Origin of the sequence: Parasphingomonas frigoris (assembly GCF_036663815.1) — a bacterium.
In the GTDB taxonomy this organism is placed as follows: Bacteria; Pseudomonadota; Alphaproteobacteria; order Sphingomonadales; family Sphingomonadaceae; genus Sphingomonas.
Genome location: NZ_JAXOJQ010000010.1, coordinates 25,660 through 49,902, shown reverse-complemented (window position 1 = coordinate 49,902; position 24,243 = coordinate 25,660). Strand labels below are relative to the sequence as shown.

35 protein-coding genes are annotated in these 24,243 nt (G+C 63.3%); all 35 read left to right on the top strand.

What is annotated here, in order from left to right; all coding sequences use genetic code 11:
- Positions 1–22: 22 nt before the first annotated feature.
- Entirely contained in the window at positions 23–394 is a 372-nt protein-coding gene (gene rpsL / locus U1872_RS20325) for a 30S ribosomal protein S12 (protein WP_019516007.1), read from the top strand.
- A gap of 54 nt (positions 395–448) precedes the next feature.
- On the top strand, positions 449–919 hold the full coding sequence (gene rpsG / locus U1872_RS20320; protein ID WP_332794723.1) for a 30S ribosomal protein S7: 471 nt from the start codon (positions 449–451) through the stop codon (positions 917–919).
- Positions 920–999: 80 nt separating this feature from the next.
- Positions 1,000–3,096, top strand: a complete 2,097-nt coding sequence (gene fusA / locus U1872_RS20315; RefSeq protein WP_332794722.1) for an elongation factor G — start codon at positions 1,000–1,002, stop codon at positions 3,094–3,096.
- A gap of 118 nt (positions 3,097–3,214) precedes the next feature.
- The gene (gene tuf, locus U1872_RS20310) at positions 3,215–4,405 is read left to right on the top strand and encodes an elongation factor Tu (protein ID WP_010185493.1); all 1,191 of its coding nucleotides are present in this window, start codon (positions 3,215–3,217) and stop codon (positions 4,403–4,405) included.
- Between the two features lie 201 nt (positions 4,406–4,606).
- Positions 4,607–4,915 carry a 30S ribosomal protein S10 gene (rpsJ, locus tag U1872_RS20305; RefSeq protein WP_007406109.1) on the top strand — a complete coding sequence of 103 codons (309 nt, stop codon included), beginning with the start codon at positions 4,607–4,609 and terminating at the stop codon, positions 4,913–4,915.
- A 216-nt stretch (positions 4,916–5,131) separates the two neighbouring features.
- Positions 5,132–5,887 (top strand): 50S ribosomal protein L3, encoded by a 756-nt coding sequence (gene rplC / locus U1872_RS20300; RefSeq protein ID WP_010185494.1) that lies wholly within the window; start codon positions 5,132–5,134, stop codon positions 5,885–5,887.
- A gap of 2 nt (positions 5,888–5,889) precedes the next feature.
- Positions 5,890–6,516: a 50S ribosomal protein L4 gene (gene rplD, locus U1872_RS20295; protein WP_332794721.1), complete on the top strand. Its 627-nt coding sequence runs from the start codon at positions 5,890–5,892 to the stop codon at positions 6,514–6,516.
- Entirely contained in the window at positions 6,509–6,820 is a 312-nt protein-coding gene (locus U1872_RS20290; RefSeq protein ID WP_010185496.1) for a 50S ribosomal protein L23, read from the top strand. Before rplD ends, U1872_RS20290 begins: the two co-directional genes overlap by 8 nt.
- 4 nt (positions 6,821–6,824) lie before the next feature.
- Positions 6,825–7,679, top strand: coding sequence for a 50S ribosomal protein L2 (gene rplB, locus U1872_RS20285; protein ID WP_133189631.1), 855 nt, complete (start codon positions 6,825–6,827; stop codon positions 7,677–7,679).
- 1 nt (position 7,680) lies between these two features.
- Positions 7,681–7,956: a 30S ribosomal protein S19 gene (gene rpsS / locus U1872_RS20280; protein WP_010164582.1), complete on the top strand. Its 276-nt coding sequence runs from the start codon at positions 7,681–7,683 to the stop codon at positions 7,954–7,956.
- Positions 7,956–8,336, top strand: a complete 381-nt coding sequence (rplV, locus tag U1872_RS20275; RefSeq protein ID WP_010185498.1) for a 50S ribosomal protein L22 — start codon at positions 7,956–7,958, stop codon at positions 8,334–8,336. The genes rpsS and rplV overlap by 1 nt, the downstream gene beginning before the upstream one ends.
- Entirely contained in the window at positions 8,336–9,037 is a 702-nt protein-coding gene (gene rpsC, locus U1872_RS20270) for a 30S ribosomal protein S3 (RefSeq protein WP_010185499.1), read from the top strand. Before rplV ends, rpsC begins: the two co-directional genes overlap by 1 nt.
- A gap of 10 nt (positions 9,038–9,047) precedes the next feature.
- Positions 9,048–9,482 (top strand): 50S ribosomal protein L16, encoded by a 435-nt coding sequence (gene rplP, locus U1872_RS20265; RefSeq protein ID WP_010185500.1) that lies wholly within the window; start codon positions 9,048–9,050, stop codon positions 9,480–9,482.
- 1 nt (position 9,483) lies between these two features.
- Positions 9,484–9,702 (top strand): 50S ribosomal protein L29, encoded by a 219-nt coding sequence (gene rpmC, locus U1872_RS20260; protein WP_133189629.1) that lies wholly within the window; start codon positions 9,484–9,486, stop codon positions 9,700–9,702.
- A gap of 10 nt (positions 9,703–9,712) precedes the next feature.
- Positions 9,713–9,985: a 30S ribosomal protein S17 gene (gene rpsQ, locus U1872_RS20255; RefSeq protein ID WP_010185503.1), complete on the top strand. Its 273-nt coding sequence runs from the start codon at positions 9,713–9,715 to the stop codon at positions 9,983–9,985.
- A gap of 145 nt (positions 9,986–10,130) precedes the next feature.
- Positions 10,131–10,499: a 50S ribosomal protein L14 gene (gene rplN, locus U1872_RS20250; RefSeq protein WP_010164574.1), complete on the top strand. Its 369-nt coding sequence runs from the start codon at positions 10,131–10,133 to the stop codon at positions 10,497–10,499.
- 1 nt (position 10,500) lies between these two features.
- Positions 10,501–10,818, top strand: a complete 318-nt coding sequence (gene rplX / locus U1872_RS20245) for a 50S ribosomal protein L24 (protein ID WP_332794720.1) — start codon at positions 10,501–10,503, stop codon at positions 10,816–10,818.
- Positions 10,811–11,404, top strand: a complete 594-nt coding sequence (rplE, locus tag U1872_RS20240; protein WP_029625217.1) for a 50S ribosomal protein L5 — start codon at positions 10,811–10,813, stop codon at positions 11,402–11,404. Before rplX ends, rplE begins: the two co-directional genes overlap by 8 nt.
- A gap of 1 nt (position 11,405) precedes the next feature.
- Positions 11,406–11,711, top strand: a complete 306-nt coding sequence (gene rpsN, locus U1872_RS20235; RefSeq protein WP_188449598.1) for a 30S ribosomal protein S14 — start codon at positions 11,406–11,408, stop codon at positions 11,709–11,711.
- A gap of 10 nt (positions 11,712–11,721) precedes the next feature.
- Complete coding sequence (rpsH, locus tag U1872_RS20230) at positions 11,722–12,117, top strand: 30S ribosomal protein S8 (protein ID WP_010185507.1); 396 nt, start codon at positions 11,722–11,724, stop codon at positions 12,115–12,117.
- A 1-nt stretch (position 12,118) separates the two neighbouring features.
- Entirely contained in the window at positions 12,119–12,652 is a 534-nt protein-coding gene (rplF, locus tag U1872_RS20225) for a 50S ribosomal protein L6 (protein WP_332794719.1), read from the top strand.
- A complete protein-coding gene (gene rplR, locus U1872_RS20220) occupies positions 12,652–13,011 on the top strand; it encodes a 50S ribosomal protein L18 (RefSeq protein WP_010185509.1) in 360 nt (119 codons plus the stop codon). The genes rplF and rplR overlap by 1 nt, the downstream gene beginning before the upstream one ends.
- 2 nt (positions 13,012–13,013) lie before the next feature.
- Positions 13,014–13,760 (top strand): 30S ribosomal protein S5, encoded by a 747-nt coding sequence (gene rpsE, locus U1872_RS20215; protein WP_133189625.1) that lies wholly within the window; start codon positions 13,014–13,016, stop codon positions 13,758–13,760.
- A 5-nt stretch (positions 13,761–13,765) separates the two neighbouring features.
- Positions 13,766–13,942: a 50S ribosomal protein L30 gene (gene rpmD / locus U1872_RS20210; RefSeq protein WP_010164564.1), complete on the top strand. Its 177-nt coding sequence runs from the start codon at positions 13,766–13,768 to the stop codon at positions 13,940–13,942.
- Between the two features lie 167 nt (positions 13,943–14,109).
- Positions 14,110–15,195 carry an acyltransferase family protein gene (locus tag U1872_RS20205; RefSeq protein ID WP_332794718.1) on the top strand — a complete coding sequence of 362 codons (1,086 nt, stop codon included), beginning with the start codon at positions 14,110–14,112 and terminating at the stop codon, positions 15,193–15,195.
- A gap of 97 nt (positions 15,196–15,292) precedes the next feature.
- Positions 15,293–15,835: a 50S ribosomal protein L15 gene (gene rplO, locus U1872_RS20200; protein WP_010185512.1), complete on the top strand. Its 543-nt coding sequence runs from the start codon at positions 15,293–15,295 to the stop codon at positions 15,833–15,835.
- A gap of 204 nt (positions 15,836–16,039) precedes the next feature.
- A complete protein-coding gene (gene secY / locus U1872_RS20195; RefSeq protein ID WP_332794717.1) occupies positions 16,040–17,392 on the top strand; it encodes a preprotein translocase subunit SecY in 1,353 nt (450 codons plus the stop codon).
- A 42-nt stretch (positions 17,393–17,434) separates the two neighbouring features.
- Complete coding sequence (locus U1872_RS20190) at positions 17,435–18,085, top strand: adenylate kinase (protein WP_332794716.1); 651 nt, start codon at positions 17,435–17,437, stop codon at positions 18,083–18,085.
- Between the two features lie 646 nt (positions 18,086–18,731).
- On the top strand, positions 18,732–19,424 hold the full coding sequence (locus tag U1872_RS20185) for a response regulator transcription factor (RefSeq protein ID WP_332794715.1): 693 nt from the start codon (positions 18,732–18,734) through the stop codon (positions 19,422–19,424).
- Between the two features lie 4 nt (positions 19,425–19,428).
- A complete protein-coding gene (locus tag U1872_RS20180; protein ID WP_332794714.1) occupies positions 19,429–20,802 on the top strand; it encodes a sensor histidine kinase in 1,374 nt (457 codons plus the stop codon).
- A gap of 29 nt (positions 20,803–20,831) precedes the next feature.
- A complete protein-coding gene (locus tag U1872_RS20175) occupies positions 20,832–21,416 on the top strand; it encodes a Uma2 family endonuclease (protein WP_332794713.1) in 585 nt (194 codons plus the stop codon).
- 152 nt (positions 21,417–21,568) lie between these two features.
- A complete protein-coding gene (rpsM, locus tag U1872_RS20170) occupies positions 21,569–21,937 on the top strand; it encodes a 30S ribosomal protein S13 (protein WP_010185518.1) in 369 nt (122 codons plus the stop codon).
- Between the two features lie 55 nt (positions 21,938–21,992).
- A complete protein-coding gene (rpsK, locus tag U1872_RS20165; RefSeq protein WP_010164557.1) occupies positions 21,993–22,382 on the top strand; it encodes a 30S ribosomal protein S11 in 390 nt (129 codons plus the stop codon).
- 95 nt (positions 22,383–22,477) lie between these two features.
- Positions 22,478–23,542, top strand: coding sequence for a DNA-directed RNA polymerase subunit alpha (locus U1872_RS20160; RefSeq protein WP_332794712.1), 1,065 nt, complete (start codon positions 22,478–22,480; stop codon positions 23,540–23,542).
- Positions 23,543–23,777: 235 nt separating this feature from the next.
- A complete protein-coding gene (gene rplQ, locus U1872_RS20155; protein WP_332794711.1) occupies positions 23,778–24,200 on the top strand; it encodes a 50S ribosomal protein L17 in 423 nt (140 codons plus the stop codon).
- The last annotated feature ends 43 nt before the right edge of the window (positions 24,201–24,243 follow it).

Genomic DNA, 24,243 nt, shown 5'->3' with positions numbered 1-24,243 from the left:
CAATCCAAGGTGAAGAGATTCAATGCCGACGATCAACCAGCTGGTCCGCAAGGGCCGCGATCCGCAGAAGGCCAAGTCCAAGGTCCCTGCAATGGAGCAGAACCCGCAGAAGCGCGGCGTTTGCACCCGCGTCTACACGACGACCCCGAAGAAGCCGAACTCGGCTCTGCGCAAGGTGGCCAAGGTTCGCCTGACCAACCAGCGCGAAGTCATCAGCTACATCCCGGGCGAGGGTCACAACCTGCAGGAGCACTCGGTCGTGCTGATCCGCGGCGGTCGCGTTCGCGATCTTCCCGGCGTGCGCTACCATGTCCTGCGCGGTGTCCTCGATACACAGGGTGTCAAGGATCGTCGCCAGTCGCGTTCCAAGTACGGCGCCAAGCGTCCGAAGTAAGCCGGTCGGCTCGATAGCCGATCCCAGATGGCTGAAGTTTAGAAGGAAATTGAAATGGCACGTCGTCGTCGCCCAGAAAAGCGTATCATCCTCCCCGATCCTAAGTACGGTGATGAGGTCCTCTCGAAGTTCATGAATTCGGTTATGCTCGACGGCAAGAAGTCGGTCGCAGAACTGATCGTGTACGGCGCGATGGAAACCGTCGAAGCCCGTGCGAAGAAGGATCCCGTCGCGGTGTTCCATGACGCGCTCACCAACGTGAAGCCGGGCATCGAAGTCCGCAGCCGCCGTGTCGGTGGTGCGACCTACCAGGTCCCGGTCGAAGTGCGCCCCGAGCGCGCCCAGGCTCTGGCGATCCGCTGGTTGATCACTGCCGCGCGTGCGCGCAGCGAGAACACCATGTCGGCCCGCCTGTCGGGTGAGCTGATGGATGCGGCCAACAACCGCGGCAACGCGGTCAAGAAGCGTGAAGACACGCATCGCATGGCCGAAGCCAACCGCGCCTTCTCGCACTACCGCTGGTAACCTAGCGCTCGCTGCAATCGTAACCTATATCGTGGGGAGCCGGACCATCCGGCTCCCCACATCGCTAAGGAAGCACTGACATGGCCCGCAGCCATCCGCTCGACCGCTATCGCAACATCGGCATCATGGCGCACATCGACGCCGGCAAGACGACGACGACCGAGCGTATCCTCTATTACACCGGCAAGTCCTACAAGATCGGCGAAGTGCATGAAGGCACCGCGACGATGGACTGGATGGAGCAGGAGCAGGAGCGCGGGATCACGATCACGTCCGCCGCTACGACGTGCAAGTGGCGCGCCGAAGAGGGCAAGGGCGAAGAGCATCTGATCAACATCATCGACACCCCCGGCCACGTCGACTTCACGATCGAAGTCGAGCGTTCGCTGCGCGTGCTCGACGGCGCAGTTGCATGCTTCGACGGCGTTGCCGGCGTTGAGCCGCAGTCCGAGACCGTCTGGCGCCAGGCTGAAAAGTACAAAGTGCCGCGGATGTGCTTCGTCAACAAGCTCGACCGCACCGGTGCCGATTTCTATTTCTGCGTCCAGTCGATCATCGATCGCCTGGGTGCGCGTCCGGCCGTGCTGTATTTGCCGATCGGCATGGAAGGCGACTTCAAGGGCCTGGTCGACCTGGTCGAGAACCGCGCGATCATCTGGCTCGAAGAGAGCCTCGGCGCGAAGTTCGAATATTCGGAGATCCCCGCTGATCTCGCCGAGAAGGCCGCGAAGTATCGCAGCGACCTGATCGAAATGGCCGTCGAGCAGGACGACGCCCTGATGGAAGCGTATCTCGAGGGCAACGAGCCTTCGACCGCCGACCTGAAGAAGCTGATCCGCAAGGGCACGCTCAACTTCTCGTTCGTGCCGGTCGTTTGCGGTTCGGCGTTCAAGAACAAGGGCGTCCAGCCGCTGCTCGACGCCGTCGTCGACTATCTGCCTTCGCCGCTCGACGTTCCGGCCATCCAGGGCCTCAAGCTCGACGGCACGACCGTCGACGAGCGTCCTTCGTCGGACGAGGCGCCGTTCTCGGCGCTCGCGTTCAAGATCATGAACGATCCGTTCGTGGGGACGCTGACCTTCGCGCGCATCTACTCGGGCAAGCTCGAGACCGCGTCGCAGGTTACCAACTCGGTCAAGGACAAGAAGGAAAAGGTCGGTCGCATGCTGCTGATGCATGCGAACGAGCGCGAGGACATCCAGGTGGCCTATGCCGGCGACATCGTCGCTCTGGCAGGGCTCAAGGACACCACGACGGGCGACACGCTCTGCGCGATGAACGCTCCGATCATCCTCGAGCGGATGGAATTCCCCGAGCCCGTGATCGAGCTCTCGGTCGAGCCCAAGACCAAGGCCGACCAGGAGAAGATGGGCGTCGCGCTCAATCGTCTCGCACGCGAAGATCCGTCGTTCCGCGTTTCGTCGGACGCCGAGTCGGGCCAGACCATCATCAAGGGCATGGGCGAGCTCCATCTCGAGATCCTGGTCGACCGCATGAAGCGCGAGTTCAAGGTCGAGGCCAACGTCGGCGCGCCGCAGGTTGCTTACCGTGAATATCTCGGCAAGCCGGTCGACGTCGATTACACGCACAAGAAGCAGTCGGGTGGTACCGGCCAGTTCGGTCGCGTGAAGGTCAAGGTCACGCCGGGCGAGCGCGGTTCGGGCATCATCTTCAAGGACGAGATCAAGGGCGGTAATATTCCGAAGGAATATATCCCGGCGATCGAAAAGGGTTTCCGCGAGACGGCGGCTACGGGCTCGCTGGTCGGCTTCCCGATCATCGATTTCGAGATCCTCGTCTATGACGGCGCCTACCATGACGTCGACTCGTCGGCGCTGGCGTTCGAAATCTGTGCCCGTGGCGCAATGCGTGAAGTCGCGCAGAAGGCCGGCATCAAGCTGCTCGAGCCGATCATGAAGGTCGAAGTCGTGACCCCGGAAGATTATCTGGGCGACGTCATCGGCGACATGAACAGCCGTCGTGGCCAGATCCAGGGCACCGATACGCGCGGCAACGCGCAGTCGGTGGACGCGATGGTCCCGCTGGCGAACATGTTCGGCTACGTGAACGCGCTGCGCTCGTTCACGCAGGGCCGCGCGAACTACTCGATGCAGTTCTCGCACTACGAAGAAGTCCCGGCGAACGTCGCGGACGAGGTCAAGGCGAAGCTGGCGTAATTGCAAGCGCTGGCGCCCGGTTGGGCGCTAGGGCTAGCGTATCCCGAAATAGGTCGCTATGGGCCCGCGTTCGCGTGGAGCTCTGAAGGCCGCGAGCGAATCAATAAGGTAGGAAATCATGGCGAAAGCAAAGTTCGAGCGGAACAAGCCGCATCTCAACATCGGCACGATCGGCCATGTCGATCATGGCAAGACGTCGCTCACGGCTGCGATCACCAAGGTGCTCGCCGAAACCGGTGGCGCCACCTTCACCAGCTATGCCAACATCGACAAGGCTCCCGAAGAGCGCGAGCGCGGCATCACGATCTCGACCGCACACGTCGAGTATGAGACGCTTGCCCGTCACTACGCGCACGTCGATTGCCCGGGCCACGCCGATTATGTGAAGAACATGATCACCGGTGCGGCACAGATGGACGGCGCCATCCTCGTCGTTTCGGCGACCGACGGCCCGATGCCGCAGACCCGCGAGCACATCCTGCTCGCACGCCAGGTCGGCGTGCCGACGATGGTCGTGTTCATGAACAAGGTCGATCTCGTCGACGACGAGGAAATCCTCGAGCTGGTCGAGATGGAAATCCGCGAGCTTCTCTCGAAGTACGATTTCGACGGCGACAACATCCCCGTCATCCGCGGTTCGGCTGTGGCTGCCCTCAACGACACCACGCCTGAGATCGGCCATGACGCCGTCCTCAAGCTGATGGAAGCTGTCGACACGTACCTGCCGCAGCCCGAGCGTCCGCTCGACAAGCCGTTCATGATGCCGATCGAGGACGTCTTCTCGATCTCGGGTCGTGGTACGGTCGTCACCGGCCGCGTCGAGACCGGCATCGTCAAGGTTGGCGAGGAAGTCGAGATCGTCGGCATCAACGACACGCGCAAGACCACGGTCACGGGCGTCGAAATGTTCCGCAAGCTGCTCGACTCGGGCCAGGCTGGCGACAACATCGGCGCGCTGATCCGCGGCGTCGGTCGTGAAGAAGTCGAGCGTGGCCAGGTTCTCTGCAAGCCCGGCTCGATCAAGCCGCACACGGCGTTCTCGTCGGAAGTCTACGTGCTGTCGAAGGACGAGGGTGGCCGTCACACGCCGTTCTTCGCCAACTACCGCCCGCAGTTCTACTTCCGCACGACCGACGTCACCGGCACCGTCGAGCTGCCTGAGGGCACCGAAATGGTCATGCCTGGCGACAACATCGCGCTCGGCGTCAAGCTGATCGCACCGATCGCTATGGACGTTGGCCAGCGCTTCACGATCCGCGAAGGCGGCCGTACCGTTGGTTCGGGCATCGTCTCGGGCATTTCGGCCTAAATTTTCTAGCGATAGAAAAAAGTGCAGCCCGCGCCTCGATGAGAGGCGCGGGCTGTTGCTTTTTATGGGAGGGGCCTGTAGTGCCCCGCCTCCAGTTTTGGTTTTAATCAGTAGAGGCGGCCATTCAGCCGTCATGCCCGGCGCGAGATGTCGGGGTGACGATTGAGTGAGTTGCCCCGCTCTTTCGCATCGGTAGGGACTATGGACAGCAATATCCGCATTCGTCTGAAGGCATTCGATCATCGCGTGCTCGACCAGGCTACCGGCGACATCGCCGACACTGCCCGCCGCACCGGCGCGCTCATCCGTGGCCCCATTCCGTTGCCGACGCGCATCGAGAAGTTCACGGTCAACCGCGGCCCGCATATCGACAAGAAGTCGCGCGAGCAGTTCGAGGTCCGTACCTACAAGCGCATGCTCGACATCGTTCAGCCGACCCCGCAGACGGTCGACGCGCTGATGAAGCTCGACCTCGCCGCAGGCGTTGACGTTGAGATCAAGCTCGCGTAATAGCGCGCCTCCACGAGATTCGGTGACGCCTTCGGGTGGCACCAGATAGACGGGATACCGCCGAATTTATTCGGGTCTGCGTCCCCCGACACGCTCCACCGCCAACGCGGGGAGCACCAGCCCGGGTCGGGGCCGCAGTATAAAATGAGTTTGGGCTGAGTACGCACCCTTCGGAATGGTCCGAGGGGTGCCTCTGCATTGAATGGAGCATTGATCATGCGCACTGGCGTGATCGCGAAAAAGATGGGGATGACCCGCTGGTTCCAGGACGACGGGCGCCACGTGCCCGTGACCGTTCTGGCACTGGAAAATCTTCAAGTTGTGGCCGTTCGCGAGGCCGATCGAGATGGGTATGTTGCAGTCCAGCTGGGCGCAGGTACCGCAAAAGCAAAGAATGTCGCCAAGCCGCAGCGCGGCCACTTCGGCAAGGCCGAAGTTGAGCCCAAGGCGAAGCTGGCTGAGTTCCGCGTGAGCGATGATGCCGTGCTCGAAGTCGGCGCGACCATCTCTGCCGACCATTATGTTTCCGGCCAGATCGTCGATATCCAGGGCGTGACCCAGGGTAAGGGCTTCCAGGGCGGCATGAAGCGTTGGGGCTTCGGCGGTCTGCGTGCGACCCACGGCGTTTCGGTTTCGCACCGTTCGCTCGGTTCGACCGGTCAGCGCCAGGATCCGGGCAAGGTCTTCAAGAACAAGAAGATGGCCGGTCACATGGGCGACAAGAACCGCACCCAGCAAAACCTCGAAATCGTCTCGACCGACGTCGAGCGTGGCCTCATCTTCGTCAAGGGTTCGGTCCCTGGCTCGAAGGGCGGCTGGTTGCTGGTCAAGGATTCGGTCAAGGTCGCGCGTCACGCCGATGCGCCGTACCCCGCCGGCCTCCGCCAGGTTGCCAACACCAACGATACCGCTCCCGCCGAGACGCCTGCTGACGTCGCGACCGTGGACGCGACCGACGGCCAGGAGGGCTGATCATGAAGGTTACATCTCAGTCTTTCGACGGCGCAGCCGGCACGGAAGTCGAGCTCAACGACGAGGTCTTCGGTCTCGATCCGCGCGCCGACATCCTGCACCGCGTCGTCACCTGGCAGCTCGAGAAGCGCCGTGCGACCGCAAGCGGCACGCGTGAGCGTTCCGACGTTGCGCGTACGGGCAAGAAGTTCGGTCGCCAGAAGGGCGGCGGTACGGCTCGTCACGGCGATCGCCGCGCTCCGATCTTCGTCGGTGGTGGTAAGGCGCACGGTCAGCGGACCCGCGACTTCAACCCCGGCCTGAACAAGAAGATCCGCGCACTCGGTCTCAAGATGGCGCTGTCGACGCATGCACAGGCCGGTACGCTGGTCGTCATGGACAGCCTGGGCGTTGCCGAGAACAAGACCAAGACGCTGATCGCGGATTGGGCCAAGCTTGGCACCGGCAAGACCGCGCTCGTCATCGACGGCGACATGGTCGACACGAGCTTCGCACTGGCTGCGGGCAACCTGCACACGATCAACGTGATGCCGGCTGCAGGCGCCAATGTGTACGATATCCTGAAGCACGACACGCTGGTCCTGACCCGCGCTGCCGTCGAGAAGCTGGAGGCGCGCTTCAATGGCTAAGCCAAAAACCGGGATCGACGCACGTCACTACGACGTGATCGTTGCTCCGCACATCACCGAGAAGGCGACCTTGCTCTCCGAGCATAACGCCGTCGTGTTCAAGGTCACCAACGACGCGACCAAGCCGCAGATCAAGGCTGCAGTGGAAGCGCTGTTCGACGTGACCGTTCTGGGGGTCAACACGATCGTCCAGAAGGGCAAGACCAAGAAGTGGAAGGGCGCGCCCTACACCCGCTCCGACATCAAGAAGGCGATCGTGACGTTGAAGGACGGCCAGTCCATCGACGTGACGACGGGGATCTGATCCGATGGCACTGAAGCATTATAACCCGACGAGCCCGGCACGCCGCGGGCTCATCCTCGTCGACCGTTCGGCACTGCACAAGGGCGGCCCCGTCAAGGCGCTGACCGAAGGCAAGCGCAAGACCGGTGGCCGTAACAACAAGGGCCACATCACGTCGCGGGGCATCGCCGGCGGTCACAAGCAGCGCTACCGCATCATCGACTTCAAGCGCCGTAACTGGGGCGTCGATGGCGTTGTCGAGCGGATCGAATATGATCCCAACCGCACCGCGTTCATCGCGCTGATCAACTATGGTCAGACTGCCGATGGCAAGGAAAACGTTGCCTACATCATCGCGCCGCAGCGCTTGGCCGTCGGTGACAAGGTCATCGCGGACAAGAAGACCGACGTGAAGCCGGGCAACGCGATGGAGCTGGGCCAGATGCCGGTCGGCACGATCGTCCACAACGTCGAGATGAAGCCGGGCAAGGGCGGTCAGATCGCACGTTCGGCCGGCACCTATGTGCAGGTCGTCGGTCGCGACAAGGGCATGGTCATGGTCCGCCTCAACTCGGGCGAGCAGCGCTACCTCCATGCGAACTGCATGGCGACGGTCGGCGCCGTGTCGAACCCCGACAACGGCAACACCAACCTCGCCAAGGCAGGCCGCAGCCGCTGGTTGGGCATTCGCCCGCTGACGCGTGGTGTCGCCAAGAACCCGGTCGACCATCCGCACGGCGGTGGTGAAGGCCGTACCTCGGGTGGCCGTCATCCGGTTACGCCATGGGGCAAGCCGACCAAGGGTGCGCGCACCCGTCACAATAAGTCGACGGATAAGATGATCATCCGTTCGCGTCATTCGACGAAGAGGAAGGGCTAAGATGGCTCGCTCAGTCTGGAAGGGTCCCTTCGTGGACCTCCACCTGCTCAAGAAGGCAGAAACCGCGCAGGAAACCAATGCGCGCGGTGCGATCAAGACCTGGTCGCGTCGCTCGACGATCTTGCCGCAGTTCGTGGGCCTCACGTTCAGCGTCTATAACGGCCGCAAGTTCGTGCCGGTCTCGGTCAACGAGGACATGGTGGGCATGAAGCTCGGCGAGTTCGCGCCCACCCGTTACTTCCCCGGCCACGCCGCGGACAAGAAGGGCAAGCGCTAATGTCTAAGGCGAAATCCCCCCGCAAGGTCGGCGAGAAGGAAGCCCTCTCGGTCGGCACGCAGATCCGTGGTTCGGCGCAGAAGCTCGGCCTGGTTGCAGCGCTCATCCGCAACAAGCCGGTCGGCCAAGCGATGAACATCCTGCAATTCTCGACCAAGGGCATGGCGATCGAAGCGCGCAAGGTGCTGGCCTCGGCCATCGCCAACGCTGAGAACAACCATAACCTCGACGTCGACTCGCTCGTCGTCTCGGAAGCCTCGGTCGGCAAGTCGATCGTCATGAAGCGGTTCGCCACGCGCGGCCGCGGCAAGTCGACCCGCATCCTTAAGCCCTTCAGCCGCCTGCGCATCGTCGTTCGCGAAATGGAAGAAGAAGCGTAATGGGTCAGAAATCGAACCCCATCGGTCTGCGTCTGCAGATCAACCGCACCTGGGACAGCCGCTGGTATGCAGAGGGCGCCGATTACGGTCGTCTTCTGCTCGAAGATCTCAAGATGCGCGCGTTCATCATGAAGACGCTGCCGCAGGCAGCGATCTCCAAGGTGGTGATCGACCGTCCGGCCAAGCTGTGCCGCGTCTCGATCTTCGCAGCACGCCCCGGCGTGATCATCGGCAAGAAGGGCGCAGACATTGAAAAGCTGCGCCGCCTGCTCGGCAAGATGACCACGTCCGACGTGAGCCTCAACATCGTCGAAATCCGCAAGCCGGAAGTCGATTCGAAGCTCGTCGCACAGGGCATTGCCGATCAGCTCGAGCGTCGTATCGCTTTCCGCCGCGCCATGAAGCGTGCGGTCCAGTCGGCGATGCGTCTCGGCGCCGAGGGCATCCGGATCAACTGCGGTGGCCGTCTCGGCGGTGCTGAAATCGCGCGTTCGGAATGGTATCGCGAAGGTCGCGTTCCGCTCCACACGCTGCGCGCCAACGTCGATTATGCCGAAGCGACTGCACACACTGCCTATGGCGTGTGCGGCGTGAAGGTCTGGATCTTCAAGGGCGAAATCCTGGGTCATGACCCGATGGCGACCGACCGGCTGATGATGGAAGCACAGACTTCCGGCGTCCGGCCTGATCCGCGCCGCTAAGGAATAGATCATGCTGCAACCGAAAAAGACCAAGTTTCGCAAGGCCTTCAAGGGCCGCATCCATGGCGACGCCAAGTCCGGCACGACCCTCAACTTCGGCTCGTACGGGCTGAAGGCGATGGAGCCGGACCGGATCACCGCACGCCAGATCGAGGCGGCTCGCCGCGCGATCACGCGTCACATCAAGCGCCAGGGGCGTTTGTGGATCCGCGTTTTCCCGGATCTTCCCGTCTCGGGCAAGCCTGCCGAAGTCCGCATGGGTAAGGGCAAGGGTTCGCCGGAATATTGGGCAGCTCGCGTAAAGCCGGGCCGCATCCTGTTCGAACTGGATGGCGTTCCGGGTGACATCGCCGCTATGGCGTTCAGCCGCGCAGCGATGAAGCTGCCGATCAAGGTGAAGGTCGTTGCCCGTCTCGGCGACACCTCGCATCTGGGAGTTGCATAAGATGGCAAAGCTCGACACGCGTCGTTCCGACCTGGTCGCCAAGACCGAAGACCAGCTGGGCGAAGAGCTCGGCAACCTGAAGCGTGAGGCGTTCAACCTCCGCTTCCAGGCGGCGACCAACCAGCTCGAAAAGTCGAGCCGGGTGAAGGAAGTCCGTCGCGACATCGCTCGCATCAAGACCCTGCAGTCGACGCGTTCGCGCGACGCTGCGGCAAAGTAAGGATTTAGACATGCCAAAGCGCGTGCTGACGGGGCTGATCGTCTCCGACAAGGGCGACAAGACGGTGGTCGTGAACGTGGAGCGCAAGGTCAAGCACGCGCTCTACGGCAAGATCATCCGTCGTACGAAGAAGTATCATGCCCACGATGAGGGCAATGAGTTCAAGCAGGGCGAAACCGTGCGGATCGAAGAGACCGCACCGATCTCCAAGCTGAAGACCTGGAAGGTGATCGATCGGGTTAACACCCACGCGACGCCTGAGCGGGTCGACGTCGACGCCTGACACCTCCGTCGCGGTACCCCGGTGAATGCCGGGGCCGCATGGAAAGGGTCAGGCAATAGTCGTGCTACCCCGGTGTTGGGGTGACGACTGAGTTTAGGCGGCACCGGTCGGAATCGGTGCCTGGAATGAGAAGGAAGCGGATCCAATGATCCAGATGCAATCCAATCTCGAGGTCGCTGACAACAGCGGCGCGAAGCGGGTTATGTGCATCAAGGTGCTTGGGGGTTCCAAGCGTCGTGTTGCAGGCGTGGGCGACATCATCGTCGTCAGCGTCAAGGAAGCTGCCCCCCGTGGCCGCGTGAAGAAGGGCGACGTGCACCGTGCCGTCATCGTGCGTACGGCGAAGGACATTCGCCGGGCCGATGGTACCGTGATCCGCTTCGATTCGAACGCAGCCGTGCTGGTCAACAAGAACGAAGAGCCGATCGGCACGCGTATCTTTGGCCCAGTGGTGCGCGAGCTCCGCGGTAAGAAGCACATGAAGATCATCTCGCTCGCACCGGAGGTGCTGTAAAATGGCCGCCGCTAAGATCAAGAAGGGCGATCGCGTCATCGTCCTGTCGGGCCGCGACAAGGGCAAGACCGGCGAAGTGACGACCTCGTTCCCGAAGGACGGCAAGGTCATCGTTTCGGGCGTCAACGTCGCCGTGCGCCACACCAAGCCGAGCCAGGGCGACCCCGAGGGTGGCCTGAAGCGTTCGGAAGCACCGATGCACATTTCCAAGGTTGCGCATGTGACCGCCGACGGCAAGCCGACGCGCGTTCGCTTCGAGACCCAGGACGGCAAGAAGGTCCGCGTTGCGGTCAAGACCGGGGAGAAGATCAGTGGCTGATGCTGCAACCAAGCCCCGGATGAAGGGCATGTACGACGACAAGATCGTCGCTGCGATGACCGAGAAGTTCGGCTACAAGAACGCGATGGAAGTCCCGCGCATCGACAAGATCGTCCTGAACATGGGCGTTGGCGAAGCGACGCAGGACAAGAAGAAGGTCGACCAGGCAGCCCAGGAAATGGAGCTGATCGCCGGCCAGAAGCCCGTCGTGACCAAGGCCAAGAAGTCGATCGCTCAGTTCAAGCTGCGCGAAGGCATGCCGATCGGCGTGAAGGTCACTCTTCGCCGTGAGCGCATGTACGAATTCCTCGACCGTTTCATCACGATCGCGCTCCCGCGCGTTCGCGATTTCCGCGGGCTCAACCCCAAGTCGTTCGACGGACGCGGCAACTATGCCTGCGGCCTGAAGGAGCAGCTGGTGTTCCCGGAAATCAGCTACGACCGGATCGACAAGATCCGCGGCATGGACGTGATCGTCACGACCACGGCACGGACCGACGACGAAGCGCGCGAGCTGCTCCGCCTGTTCGGCTTCCCGTTCCCGCCGGAAGTCACTGAAGACGCGACCGAAAAGAAGGCGGCATAAGATGGCGAAGGTAAGTTCTGTCAACAAGAACGAGCGTCGCAAGATGCTCGTCAAGAAGTACGCGCCTAAGTATGCAGCGCTGAAGGCAATCGCTGCCGATCAGTCGCTCAGCGACGGCGAGCGGATCGAGGCACGCCTCAAGATGGCCGAGATTCCCCGCAACGGGAACCCGACGCGCATCCGCAACCGCTGCGAGCTGACGGGTCGTCCGCGCGCTTATTATCGCAAGTTCCGCCTCTGCCGTATTCAGCTGCGCGATCTGGCCAACAAGGGCCTGATCCCGGGCGTTACGAAGTCGAGCTGGTAAGGATCAACAGATGGCATTGACCGATCCCCTGGGTGATATGCTCACCCGCATCCGCAACGGCCAGCGCGCGCGCAAGGACTCCGTCCTGACGCCGGGCTCCAAGCTGCGGGCCCGCGTTCTCGACGTTCTCCAGCGCGAAGGCTACATCCGTGGCTATAGCGAAGAGCAGATGGGCCCTGCGGCCGGCATCCGCATCGAGCTGAAGTATTTCGAGGGCCAGCCTGCGATCAAGCACGTTGCCCGCGTTTCGAAGCCTGGCCGTCGCGTCTATTCGGCTTCGACCGAACTGCCGCGCGTCATGAACGGCCTCGGCATCACCATCGTCTCGACGCCTCGCGGTGTTCTGTCCGACGCCGAAGCGCGCGAACAGAATGTCGGCGGCGAAGTCCTCGCGGAGGTGTTCTGATATGAGCCGCATCGGTAAAAAGCCGGTCGCGATCCCGAGCGGTACGACCGCGACGATCGAAGGCCAGCAGCTCACCGTGAAGGGGCCCAAGGGCACCCTCGCGATGCCGCTGCGCGAAGAGATCAGCTATGTGCTCGAAGAGGGTGGCGTTTCGGTCAATCCGGCCAACGACACCAAGCGCGCTCGCGCGTTCTGGGGCATGCAGCGGACGCTCGTGCAGAACCTAATCACCGGCGTTTCGGAAGGCTTCACCAAGAAGCTGCTGATCAACGGCGTTGGTTATCGTGCTGCGGCGCAGGGCAAGAACCTGAACCTCAAGCTCGGCTACAGCCACGACGTCAACATCGACGTGCCGGAGGGGATCGAAGTCAAGACCCCCGACAACACGACGATCGAGATCTCGGGTTCGGACAAGCAGAAGGTCGGCCAGCTGGCAGCTGAAATCCGTCGTTGGCGCAAGCCCGAGCCTTACAAGGGCAAGGGCATCAAGTACGACGGCGAGTTCATCTTCCGCAAGGAAGGGAAGAAGAAGTAATGTCGACCAAGGGTATGTCTCTCTTCGAGAAGCGGCGCCGCCGCAACCGCACCGCGCTTCGTGCACGGGGTTCGGGCCGTCCGCGGCTGTCGATCCACCGCTCGGGCCGCCACATCTATGCGCAGATCATCGACGATGCCAAGGGCGTGACGATCGCTGCTGCTTCGACGCTGGAAAAGGACGTGCGCGACACGTCCGGCGCCAACCTAGACGCAGCGACCGGTGTCGGCACGCGCATCGCCGAAGCCTGCAAGGCTGCTGGCGTGACGCAGGTCGTGTTCGACCGCGGTGGCTTCCTGTTCCACGGCCGGGTCAAGGCGCTGGCGACTGCCGCGCGTGAAGCCGGATTGGAGTTCTAATTATGGCTGACGACAACATTCCGAACGAAATCGCAGCGTCGCCCGACGGCGCACCGGTTCCGCAGCAGGAAGCGCCGCGCGGTCGTGGTGGTCCTGGTGGCAACCGTGGCGGCCCTGGCGGCGGTCGTGGTCCTGGCGGCGGTGCAAACCGTGGCGGCCGTGACAACCGTGGCGGTCGCGACAATCGCGGTCGTGGCGGCCCTGGCGCCGACGATGGCGGCGAAGAGCTGATCGAGAAGCTGGTTCACATCAACCGCGTCTCGAAGACGGTCAAGGGCGGCAAGCGCTTCGGCTTTGCAGCACTCGTCGTCGTCGGCGACGGCAAGGGCCGGGTCGGCTTCGGTCATGGCAAGGCGCGCGAAGTGCCGGAAGCCATCTCGAAGGCGACGGCTGCTGCCAAGAAGGCAATGGTCCGCGTTCCGCTCAAGGAAGGCCGCACGCTGCATCATGACGGTAACGGTCACTTCGGTGCCGGTCTCGTCACGCTGCGCTCGGCGCCGGCTGGTACGGGCATCATCGCTGGCGGTCCGATGCGCGCCGTTTTCGAGTCGCTCGGCGTCGCCGACGTCGTGACCAAGTCGGTCGGCACGTCGAACCCGTACAACATGATCCGGGCAACCTTCGAGGCGCTGACCTCGCAGGTTTCGCCGAAGTCGGTTGCACAGCGTCGCGGCAAGAAGATTGCCGACCTGCTGGGCCGTGGTGGATCCGAGACTGCCGAGGCCGATGCGGCCGCGGTTGTGGAGTAAGCGACATGGCAACCATCAAGATCACGCAGACCGGTTCGCCGATCCGCCGCGAAGCCGACCAGCGCGCAACGCTGATCGGCCTCGGCCTCAACAAGATGCACAAGACGCGTGAGCTCGAGGATACCCCCGAAGTCCGGGGCATGATCCGCAAGGTCGCGCATATGGTGAAGATCGAGGCGTAAGCTTCGAACGATCCAGAAGCGCACTCGATGTCCGGGTGCGCGCTGTATCTCCCTATTCCCGCGGAGGGTGCGCTGTTATGGCGCATCGTCCGCGGGAATATGCGTTTGGGCGACAGTGCTAATGCCGTGTCGTTGTAGGCATGGAGCCGGGGGGCGATGCGGTGGGGATGTTTCGGCTGCTTCTGGCCTTTGCGGTGTTCGCCACGCATGCCGGTATCGAGGTCGCCGGGCTGAGCCTGGGCAACCCGCGCATCGCGGTCCAAGCCTTCTTCATGATCAGCGGTTTTCTGATCTCCTATGTGCTCAACCGCGACGGCGCCTACACGCGTCTGTCGACGTTCTACGTCAACCGCGCGCTCCGCATTTTTCCGATCTATTGGTGCGTTGCAGCCGCGACCGCGGTGGTGTGGCTGACGTTTGCCGAAGTGCGAGAGCCGGTAGGCCTGAACCCTGCGGCGCTGCTGCTCGTCGCTGTCACAAACGTCATCGTTGTCGGGCAGGACTTTGTCATTTTCGTCCAGCAAAATGGCGACGGCCTCGCCTTTTCGCGCGATTTCCATCTGGCCCACCCGTCGCTTTGGGAACTGCTCACTGTTCCCCCGGCATGGTCACTCGCGCTGGAGTTGTATTTCTATCTGTTGGCGCCTTGGCTGGTGCGGCGCGTGGGGCTGATGGTGGCGGTCGCAATTGGCTCGACTGCGCTCACCGTGATCGGTTGGCAGTACGGCCTGGACAACGATCCGTGGACCTACCGCTTCTTTCCCTTCGAGATTTCGCTCTTCGTGGCAGGTGCGCTGGCGGAGCGCTGGCTGCTGCCGCTGGTCCGCACCCACGCGACGCGGTCCAGCATCGTCGCGGCGCCTGGCGTAGCGGTCGGGGTATACCTAGCGCAGGGGTGGGTGCCGCTACCCGAGCCGGCGTCGACGATCGGGACGTTGGCGATTCTGTGGGGGTTACTGCCGTTTTTGTTCCTGTTTCAGCACGGCCGGACGTGGGATGTGGCGCTCGGCGATCTGTCTTACCCGCTCTACATCTGTCACTGGTTGGTCTTGACGATCCTGCAGCTTCGACCGTTTGGGGCGTCGCTCCCGCCAGCGGTGCCGCACGTCCTCGCAATTCCGGCGGTGCTGCTGGTGAGCGTGGTCCTCGAGCGGTACGTTGCCCGCCCGGTCGAGCGCGTGCGGCGTCGCATCCGCGGACACGAGGCTCCGCTCTATTCGCTCGCGCTGCGGCGGGACGCTCGATCCGGATGACGCCTCGACCGCGTTAAAGGGGATGACAAAGGGCGTCGGCGTCGCTATTGGGCCCCCCTTCCAGCAAAGCGCGACAAAAGCGAAAGCGAGTGCACACATGAAACTCAATGAAATCCGCGACAATCAGGGCGCGCGTAAATCCAAGATGCGCGTCGGCCGTGGTATCGGTTCGGGCAAGGGCAAGACTGCCGGCCGTGGTCAGAAGGGCCAGAAGAGCCGTGAAGGCGTCTCGATCGCAGGCTTCGAGGGTGGCCAGATGCCGCTCCACATGCGTCTGCCTAAGCGCGGCTTCAACAATATCTTCGCCAAGGACTATGCCGAGGTGAACCTCGGTGCGATCCAGGCAGCCGTCGACGCAGGCAAGATCGAAGCCGGCGCGACGCTCGACCATGACGCGCTCAAGGCCGCTGGCCTGGCGCGTGGCGGCAAGGACGGCGTCCGTCTGCTCGCCAAGGGCGAGATGACCGCAGTGCTCAGCTTCACCGTCGCCGGTGCGTCGAAGGGCGCGATCGAGGCGGTCGAGAAGCTCGGCGGCAAGGTCGACGTGATTCACGTCGTTCCGGCGGCCGAAAAGGCTGCTGCCAAGAAGGGCGTCAAGTATCGCGAGCGCAAGGCGCACAAGGAATCGTTCAAGGCCTGAACGCTTCGGGCCTGAGTTTCCTCGACCTATGATTTCCGCCGTCCTTTCCGCTTCCGCGGGATTGACGGGCAGGGGGCATTGGCAGGAAATCTGACCGCAAGGTTAGACAAGCCCGTTCGGGCCCCTATATGAGCGGCGGGGGGCGGTAACGCTTTCCGCCGTTTTTTGTTTCCTGACACCTGAGTTACCGGGACGATACGCAGCATGGCATCCGCAGCCGACCAGATGGCTTCCAGCATCAGCCTGTCGAAATTCGCACAGGCGACCGACCTCAAGAAGCGGCTGTGGTTCACCATCGGCGCGCTGATCGTGTTCCGCCTGCTCAGCTACGTGCCGCTGCCGGGGATCGACCCGACCGCGCTGACCGAGCTGGCGAATCGCACCAGCGGCGGTGTGCTCGATTTCTTCAACGCTTTCTCGGGCGGCTCGCTCAAGCGCGCCAGCCTGATCGCGCTGGGCGTCACCCCGTACATCACCGCCTCGATCGTGGTGCAGCTCGCGACCTCGCTGTCGCCAACGCTTGCCGCGATCAAGAAGGAAGGCGAGAGCGGGCGCAAGAAGCTCAACCAGTACACGCGCTACGGCACCGTCGCGCTGACGATCATCCAGGGCTATTTCCTCACGCTCGGCTTCCAGAGCCAGGGCGTGGTGGTCGATCCGGGCCCGATGTTCATCGTCGGCTCGATCGTCAGCCTCGTCGGTGGCACGATGTTCCTGATGTGGATTGGCGAGCAGATCACCGCGCGCGGGATCGGCAACGGCATGTCGCTGATCATCATGGCCGGCATCGTCGCGAACTTGCCGACGACGCTCTACAATCTCGCCCAGGGTGGCCGCGCCGGCAACCTCAACGGCTTCACGATCGTCGCGATCGCGGTTGCGGTTGCGGGCCTGATCCTGTTCATCTGCTTCATGGAGCGCGCGCAGCGCCGCATCCTGATCCAGTACCCCAAGCGCCAGACGCAGCGCGGGATGCAGTCCGACCGCAGCCATCTGCCGCTCAAGATCAACACCGCGGGCGTTATCCCGCCGATCTTCGCCTCGTCGCTGCTGCTGATGCCGCTCACCGTTATGCAGCTGGCGGGCAAGCAGGCGCCGGGCGCGAAGGAAACGTGGTACGGCGATCTGGTCATCACGCTGAACCAGTACCTCCAGCACGGCAGCCTGGTGTACATGCTGCTCTACGGCGCTGGCATCGTGTTCTTTTCGTTCTTCTACACTGCCGTCGTGTTCAATCCGGAAGAGACCGCCGACAATCTCAAGCGCCATGGCGGCTTCATTCCGGGCATCCGCCCGGGCAAGAACACCGAGAATTATTTCGACTACGTGCTGACGCGCATCACCGTGATCGGTGCGGGGTATCTGACGATCATCTGCCTGCTGCCCGAATATCTGGTGTCGGCGCTGGCGATCCCATTCTACCTGGGTGGCACTAGCCTCCTGATCGTGGTCAACGTAACGATGGATACGGTGACGCAGATCCAGAGCCATTTGCTGGCGCATCAATATGGCGATCTGATCAAGAAGGCGAAGCTGAAAGGCGGGCGTCTGCGCTAAGCGCGACGCCGTCTACGAGCGGGTCGAAGAGGGGATTGTGGCGTGAACATCATTCTTTTGGGGCCTCCGGGCGCGGGCAAGGGCACCCAGGCGAGCCACCTCGAGGCGACGCGGGGGATGATCCAGCTCTCGACTGGCGACATGCTGCGCGCGGCGGTCAAGTCGGGCAGCCCGGTCGGGTTGCAGGCCAAAGCCGTGATGGAAGCCGGTGAGCTCGTTTCCGACGCGATCGTTTCGGGCATCATCGACGAGAAGCTGGCTTCGCTCGATCCCGCGCAGGGCGTGATCTTCGACGGCTATCCGCGGACCGCGGCGCAGGCCGAACAGCTCGACACGATCCTGGCCGGGCGCGGTCGCGCACTCGACAAGGTGATCGAGCTCGAGGTTAACGAGGACAAACTCGTCGCGCGGATCGTCGGTCGTTATACCTGCGCGGTGTGCGGTGCCGGCTATCACGACCATTTCAAGCAGCCCAAGACCGAAGGCACGTGCGACGTCTGCGGCAGCCACGACTTCAAGCGCCGCCCCGACGACAACGAATCGACCGTGCGCACGCGCATGGCGGAATATCGCGCCAAGACCGAGCCGATCATCCCGATCTACGCCGCGCGCGGGCTGCTCGCGCGCGTCGACGGCATGGGCGAGATCGGCGCAGTGACCACGGCTATCGAAGCGATCCTCGACGCGGTGTGAGGCGGGGCGCGTTGCGTCTCGCGCCGAGGCGGGCGCATCTCTGACCGCCTCCATTGCAAGCGCGCTTTCCCGGCTGAGGCCGGTGTCCAGTTGCAGTGGCCGCTGGTAACAGCTGCCGCCACATGCCTGCTTCGGTTTCGCTTCTGCGCCCGCCCTTCGCCTGGGAAGCGGGCGTCTTGGTTTTGACGGGTGTTCGTTGGCTGCGAGGCGTGCAGCCTGTCGCGGCGGGTGCGCTCCGGGGGGCATCTCCGTTTAGCGGGATCACCCAAATCCGGTCGGGCTAAGCGTCTCGAAGCCCTGCTCACCAATTGAGCGCGGCCCGCCAGGGAGGGCTGCCCTTCGACAAGTTCCGGGCGAACGGTGAGCGGGCTGAACGCCCACGACCGTCGGGAATCGGACGATCGCTTCGGGCCTCTGCCGCGCGGCCGCCTTTTGGCAAACGGGAATGACAGTTTCGTCACGCCGGCTTCATCGCGGTGTGAGCCGGTGGGATGCATATCTCCTCGCACGCCAGATGCATGCGGCGCGAAATGATTTCCCCAGATCGGCACTCGCACTCCCGGGAGTGCCGTTGGCCGGCGGAAGGCTTGCTTTCCGTCGGCCTCATTTCATTCTAGGCATGAGGAAACCGCCCGGAATGTTGCCAGTGACCCGCAAGATATTGATCGTCGAAGACGATGCCTCCACCGCCGCCTATCTCGCCAAGGGCCTCGGCGAAGCAGGCTATGCGGTGCAGAGCTGTGCCGATGGGCGCGACGGCCTGTTCCTGGCGAGCGAGGGCATCTTCGATCTGATCATTGCCGATCGCATGCTGCCGGGAATCAACGGGCTGGCGATGCTCGGCGCGATTCGCGCTGCGGGCGTGACGACTCCGACCCTCATCCTGTCGGCGCTGGGAACGGTCGACGATCGCATCGATGGCCTCAACGCCGGCGCCGACGACTATCTCGTCAAACCGTTTTCCTTCGCCGAACTGACTGCGCGGATCGACGCGGTCTTCCGGCGCGTCGATCGCGGCGGGAGCGAGGGGCAGCCGACGCGGCTGTCGGTCGGTGATCTCGAGATCGACCTGCTGGCGCGCACCGTATCGCGACAGGGTCGTGCGATCGCGCTTGGTGCTCGCGAATTCAATCTGCTCGAATATCTCGCACGCCATGCCGGGCAGGTGGTCACGCGGACGATGATGCTCGAGAAGATCTGGAACTATCATTTCGACCCGGGCTCGAACGTCGTCGATGTCCATATCGGGCGTCTGCGCCGCAAGCTCGAAGAGGGCTTTACCGCGCCGATCCTGCATACGGTGCGCGGCGCGGGATATCGTCTGTCGGTCGAGCCATAAGGTCTTGAGCGCGTTCCGGCTTTCGGTCACCGCCCGGATCGCCTTGCTGTCGATCGCGCTGGCGCTGATTTCGAACCTCGTGCTCGGTGCCTTCGTCTGGAAACTGGTGCATGACGACGCGATCGACGCGGTGCGCCGCGACACGATCGAACAGTCGGATGCGCTGGCCGCCGTCTATCGGTCGGGCGGGCTTGCAGTGTTGACCCGGACGATCGCCGAGAGCCGCTCGGCGGGGGATCTGACGCAGATCGTCGCAGTGCTCGGTCCCGACGGACGGCGCATTGCCGGCACCGGCGCGGACGTGGCGCGGGTCGACCGGCTCGAGCCGACCATCTTCCGGATCGGGACGTTGGGGGGCGCGGCCGGCGTCGTGCGCGCATGGGGCGACCGCGAGGCGGGCTATACCGTGCGCCAGATCGGCGCCTATCGCTTGGTCAATGGCCGGCTGCTCGACGATTGGGAGCAGGAGCAACGCGGTATCGAGCGGGCGTTGGTCACCGCGATGCTGTTGTCGCTCGCGCTGGGGGTTGGTGGCGGGTTGGTGGTGACGCGCTATGTCGGGCGGCGGCTCAACAAGGTTGCCGACGTGATCGAAGGGGTGGCGAGCGGCGATCTGTCGCGGCGGGTGTCGAACGCGGCGCATGGTGGCGATGCGTTCGACCGGCTCGCGACGCGGCTCAACGCGATGCTCGACAAGACCGAGCGGCTGATGACCGAATTGCGCATCGTCACCGATGGACTCGCACATGATCTGCGCTCGCCGCTCGCCCGGTTGCGCGCCAAGGCCGAGGCGGCGGTGTTGCAGGCCGATCCGGCGCAGCGCGAGGCGGCGATGGGCGGGCTGTTGATCGAGACCGATCTCGTGATGCGAATGCTGTCGACGATGATCGAGATCACGCGCGCCGAATCGGTCCCGCGCGACCGGCTCGCGCCGGTCGATCCGCGCGCGTTGATGGAGGAGATTGCCGAGCTCTACGCGCCGGTAATCGAGGATTCGGGGCTGCGCTTTGAGGCGGTGATCGCGCCGCGCGCGCCGCGGATGGTGCTGCACCGCGAATTGCTGACGCAGGCGATCGCCAATCTGATCGACAATGCGCTGCGCCATGCCGGGCAGGGCAGGGCGATCACGCTGCGGTTGGTGATCGGCGAGGACGAGGCGCGCTTCCAGGTCGAGGACCGGGGGCCGGGGATCGCAGAGGCCGACCGCGCGCAGGCATTGCGGCGCTTCGGCCGGCTCGACAGCGCGCGCAGCCTGCCGGGCGCGGGGCTGGGGATGGCGCTGGTCGAGGCGGTCGCGCGGCTGCACGGCGGGCGGCTCGAGTTGGGCGACAATGCGCCGGGGCTGGTGGTGGCGATCGTCGTGCCGGTGTCGTTGTAAATCGCCCGCGAAAAGCGTCGCTTTGCGGCATGAATGTCCAGGCCAATTTGATCCCGGAGCATCTGATCGAACCGCGCAAGCTGCCGCTCCGCGTGGAGGATTTCATCATGCTTCAGGAAAGCGGTGCGCTCGACGCGTTTGCGAAGTCCGAGTTGATCGACGGCGACATCTACACCGTGAACGCGATCTATCGACCGCACGCGGGCATCCTGGCGGATATCAGTGCCGATCTCGTCTACGCGGTGCGGGCTTCGGGCCTCGCGCTCAAGGTTTACACACCCGTCTCGACCAGGCTGGACGAACACAATCTGCCAGAGCCCGATCTGGTGATTGCAACGGTTGAACCGGAAGATGTCGTGTCGGGGCGCTCGGTACGGCTCGCCGTCGAGGTTTCCGCGAGTTCGCTCGATTTCGACCTCGGCAAGAAAGCCCAGCTCTACGCGCGAAGCGCTATTCCCGAATATTGGGTCGTCGACGTGACGGGGCGCAGGATCGTCCAGATGACGTCGCCAATCGACGAGGCGTATAGTGTCATCGCCGAGATCAGCTTCGGGGACCGCGTCACCGCGATCACGATCCCGCAGATCACGATCGACACCACCGCGCTCGCTTGACACGCACCGAGTCGGGGCTTACCGAACCTCTATTCCGAAACACCGGTCTCCGGCGGCGCTGTTTGCGTGCGCCGGTGTCGTGCGTTACGGTATTCAACGCGTCGAGATGGGGTCTGCAGCCATGCAGCCCCGTGGAGCAGGAGAAAAAGTTCATGGCACGTATCGCCGGGGTCAACATCCCGACCAACAAGCGCGTCGTTATCGCGCTCACCTACATTCACGGCATTGGCAACACCAAGGCCAAGGAAATCGTCACCAAGCTGAACATCCCGATGACGGCGCGTGTGCAGGACCTGACCGATCAGGAAGTGCTCCACATCCGTGAGGCGATCGACGCTGATTACACCGTCGAAGGCGATCTGCGTCGCCAGGTCGCGATGAACATCAAGCGTCTGATGGATCTCGCTTGCTATCGTGGTCTGCGCCATCGCAAGGGCCTGCCGGTTCGTGGCCAGCGCACGCATACCAATGCGCGCACCCGCAAGGGCAAGGCTAAGCCGATCGCCGGTAAGAAGAAGTGAGCTTGAGCCGCGGGTGACCGCGGCTCGCTCCTCGTTCAGGATTTAGGATTTCAAAATGGCACGTGAACCACAGCGCATTAAGCGGCGCGAGCGCAAGAACATCACTTCGGGCGTCGCCCATGTGAACGCAAGCTTCAACAACACCATGATCACGATCACCGATGCCCAGGGCAACGCGATCTCGTGGTCGTCGGCCGGCGCAATGGGCTTCAAGGGCTCGCGCAAGTCGACTCCGTACGCAGCACAGGTCGCTGCCGAAGACGCCGGCAAGAAGGCTGCCGAGCACGGCGTCCGTACGCTCGAAGTCGAAGTGAAGGGCCCGGGTTCGGGCCGTGAGTCGGCGCTTCGCGCGCTGCAGGCGGTCGGTTTCCAGATCACTTCGATCCGCGACGTGACCTCGATCCCGCACAACGGCGTGCGTCCTTCGAAGCGTCGTCGCGTCTGATTTCTCTCGGGCGTGCGCGGTTGATCGCGCTGCACGCCCGAGATTCGTAATTGGTCGGCATTGCGCAGTGCCGGCCCAAAACCAAGGGATAGCCTATGTCCGTCAATGCAAAGAACTGGCAGGAACTGAAGAAGCCGTCCGGCCTCGAAAAGAAGTCCGGTGATGGCAAGCGCAAGGCAACCTTCGTCGCCGAGCCGCTGGAGCGTGGTTTCGGCCTGACGCTCGGCAACGCACTGCGTCGCGTTCTGTTGTCGTCGCTGCAGGGGGCAGCGGTCACCTCGATCAAGATCGAGAACGTGCTGCACGAATTCTCGTCGCTTGCCGGCGTTCGCGAAGACGTGACCGACATCGTGCTCAACGTGAAGCAGATCGCTTTGCGCATGCAGGGCGAGGGCCCCAAGCGGCTCCAGCTCTCGGCAACCGGTCCGGGTGCAGTCACGGCTGGCGACATCGCAGTGACGGGCGACATCGAAGTGATGAACCCGAAGCTGGTGCTGTGCCATCTCGACGAGGGCGCGACGCTCAACATGGAATTCACCGCTGACGTCGGCAAGGGCTATGTCGCTGCCGTCGCCAACCGTCCGGCCGATGCGCCGATCGGCCTGATCCCGGTCGACGCGCTGTATTCGCCGGTCAAGCAGGTGAGCTACAAGGTCGAGAACACCCGCGTCGGGCAGGAGCTCGATTATGACAAGCTCACGCTGACGATCGAGACCGACGGCACGATCACGCCTGAGGACGCCGTCGGCTATGCCGGTCGCATCCTGCAGGACCAGCTCGCTTTGTTCGTCCACTTCGACGATTCGTCGGTGACGCGCTCGGCGCCGATCGGTCACGCCGCTCCGGCTGCTTCGGCAGGCGAAGTGTCGGGCGACACGCAGCAGATCAACCGCTACCTGCTCAAGAAGGTCGACGAGCTCGAGCTTTCGGTGCGCAGCGCCAACTGCCTCAAGAACGACAACATCATCTACATCGGCGATCTGGTCCAGAAGACCGAAGCCGAGATGCTGCGGACGCCGAACTTCGGCCGCAAGTCGCTCAACGAGATCAAGGAAGTGCTGTCTTCGATGGGGCTCCGCCTCGGGATGGAAATCCCGGGTTGGCCGCCTGAGAACATCGAAGAGATGGCGAAGAAGCTCGAGCAGGAAATTATGGGCTGATTTCACACCGGCGCACGCTGCGCCGGAGATGAAATCGACCCGGCCGGCAGGCCTCCGGGCCCGTCCGACGACGCGGCTTTGCCGCGGCGGGCTTGAGTAGAAGAAGATCCTCACCCAACCCTCTCCCGCAAGCGGGAGAGGGCTAAGGTAAGCAAGACGGCGATGGGTGGCGGCCATAACGGCCACCTGGTCTGGGGTACCTCACACGGCCCCCTAACGAACGAAGGAAATCACCATGCGTCATCGCGTAGGCGGTCGTAAACTGCAGCGTACCTCGGCACATCGCATCGCGTTGTTCCGCAACATGTCCGCTGCCCTCATCAAGCACGAGCAGATCACCACCACCGTCGCCAAGGCGAAGGAATTGCGCCCGTACATCGAGAAGCTGGTCACGCTCGGCAAGAAGGGTGGTCTCAGCAACCGCCGCCTGGCGCACGCACGGCTGCTCGACGATGCGCAGCTGATCAAGCTGTTCGACGTTCTGGCGACGCGCTATGCTGATCGCAACGGCGGCTACACTCGCGTGATCAAGGCCGGCATCCGTATGTCGGACGCATCGCCGATGGCGATCATCGAGTTCGTCGACCGCGACGTGAGCGCCAAGGGCCAGGATTCGGGCCCGGTGATCGTCGACGGCGAGTATGACGAGGCCGCATAAGGCTTGATCCTCTCCAGCATGGGGAGGATCAAAGAGTTTGAGA

What these genes read in the sequence shown, in the direction of transcription:
- rpsQ (WP_010185503.1), top strand. Translation starts at nt 9,713, where the DNA reads ATGCCAAAGCGCGTGCTGACGGGGCTGATCGTCTCCGACAAGGGCGAC.
- rplX (WP_332794720.1), top strand. Translation starts at nt 10,501, where the DNA reads ATGGCCGCCGCTAAGATCAAGAAGGGCGATCGCGTCATCGTCCTGTCG.
- rplB (WP_133189631.1), top strand. Translation starts at nt 6,825, where the DNA reads ATGGCACTGAAGCATTATAACCCGACGAGCCCGGCACGCCGCGGGCTC.
- rpsH (WP_010185507.1), top strand. Translation starts at nt 11,722, where the DNA reads ATGGCATTGACCGATCCCCTGGGTGATATGCTCACCCGCATCCGCAAC.
- rplV (WP_010185498.1), top strand. Translation starts at nt 7,956, where the DNA reads ATGTCTAAGGCGAAATCCCCCCGCAAGGTCGGCGAGAAGGAAGCCCTC.
- rpsJ (WP_007406109.1), top strand. Translation starts at nt 4,607, where the DNA reads ATGGACAGCAATATCCGCATTCGTCTGAAGGCATTCGATCATCGCGTG.
- rplD (WP_332794721.1), top strand. Translation starts at nt 5,890, where the DNA reads ATGAAGGTTACATCTCAGTCTTTCGACGGCGCAGCCGGCACGGAAGTC.
- tuf (WP_010185493.1), top strand. Translation starts at nt 3,215, where the DNA reads ATGGCGAAAGCAAAGTTCGAGCGGAACAAGCCGCATCTCAACATCGGC.
- rplF (WP_332794719.1), top strand. Translation starts at nt 12,119, where the DNA reads ATGAGCCGCATCGGTAAAAAGCCGGTCGCGATCCCGAGCGGTACGACC.
- rplQ (WP_332794711.1), top strand. Translation starts at nt 23,778, where the DNA reads ATGCGTCATCGCGTAGGCGGTCGTAAACTGCAGCGTACCTCGGCACAT.
- rpsC (WP_010185499.1), top strand. Translation starts at nt 8,336, where the DNA reads ATGGGTCAGAAATCGAACCCCATCGGTCTGCGTCTGCAGATCAACCGC.
- rplP (WP_010185500.1), top strand. Translation starts at nt 9,048, where the DNA reads ATGCTGCAACCGAAAAAGACCAAGTTTCGCAAGGCCTTCAAGGGCCGC.
- rplN (WP_010164574.1), top strand. Translation starts at nt 10,131, where the DNA reads ATGATCCAGATGCAATCCAATCTCGAGGTCGCTGACAACAGCGGCGCG.
- rpsG (WP_332794723.1), top strand. Translation starts at nt 449, where the DNA reads ATGGCACGTCGTCGTCGCCCAGAAAAGCGTATCATCCTCCCCGATCCT.
- U1872_RS20205 (WP_332794718.1), top strand. Translation starts at nt 14,110, where the DNA reads ATGTTTCGGCTGCTTCTGGCCTTTGCGGTGTTCGCCACGCATGCCGGT.
- rplO (WP_010185512.1), top strand. Translation starts at nt 15,293, where the DNA reads ATGAAACTCAATGAAATCCGCGACAATCAGGGCGCGCGTAAATCCAAG.
- rpsL (WP_019516007.1), top strand. Translation starts at nt 23, where the DNA reads ATGCCGACGATCAACCAGCTGGTCCGCAAGGGCCGCGATCCGCAGAAG.
- rpsK (WP_010164557.1), top strand. Translation starts at nt 21,993, where the DNA reads ATGGCACGTGAACCACAGCGCATTAAGCGGCGCGAGCGCAAGAACATC.
- fusA (WP_332794722.1), top strand. Translation starts at nt 1,000, where the DNA reads ATGGCCCGCAGCCATCCGCTCGACCGCTATCGCAACATCGGCATCATG.
- U1872_RS20160 (WP_332794712.1), top strand. Translation starts at nt 22,478, where the DNA reads ATGTCCGTCAATGCAAAGAACTGGCAGGAACTGAAGAAGCCGTCCGGC.
- rpsM (WP_010185518.1), top strand. Translation starts at nt 21,569, where the DNA reads ATGGCACGTATCGCCGGGGTCAACATCCCGACCAACAAGCGCGTCGTT.
- rpsS (WP_010164582.1), top strand. Translation starts at nt 7,681, where the DNA reads ATGGCTCGCTCAGTCTGGAAGGGTCCCTTCGTGGACCTCCACCTGCTC.
- rplC (WP_010185494.1), top strand. Translation starts at nt 5,132, where the DNA reads ATGCGCACTGGCGTGATCGCGAAAAAGATGGGGATGACCCGCTGGTTC.
- rpsN (WP_188449598.1), top strand. Translation starts at nt 11,406, where the DNA reads ATGGCGAAGGTAAGTTCTGTCAACAAGAACGAGCGTCGCAAGATGCTC.
- rplR (WP_010185509.1), top strand. Translation starts at nt 12,652, where the DNA reads ATGTCGACCAAGGGTATGTCTCTCTTCGAGAAGCGGCGCCGCCGCAAC.
- rpsE (WP_133189625.1), top strand. Translation starts at nt 13,014, where the DNA reads ATGGCTGACGACAACATTCCGAACGAAATCGCAGCGTCGCCCGACGGC.
- U1872_RS20290 (WP_010185496.1), top strand. Translation starts at nt 6,509, where the DNA reads ATGGCTAAGCCAAAAACCGGGATCGACGCACGTCACTACGACGTGATC.
- secY (WP_332794717.1), top strand. Translation starts at nt 16,040, where the DNA reads ATGGCATCCGCAGCCGACCAGATGGCTTCCAGCATCAGCCTGTCGAAA.
- U1872_RS20175 (WP_332794713.1), top strand. Translation starts at nt 20,832, where the DNA reads ATGAATGTCCAGGCCAATTTGATCCCGGAGCATCTGATCGAACCGCGC.
- rpmD (WP_010164564.1), top strand. Translation starts at nt 13,766, where the DNA reads ATGGCAACCATCAAGATCACGCAGACCGGTTCGCCGATCCGCCGCGAA.
- rpmC (WP_133189629.1), top strand. Translation starts at nt 9,484, where the DNA reads ATGGCAAAGCTCGACACGCGTCGTTCCGACCTGGTCGCCAAGACCGAA.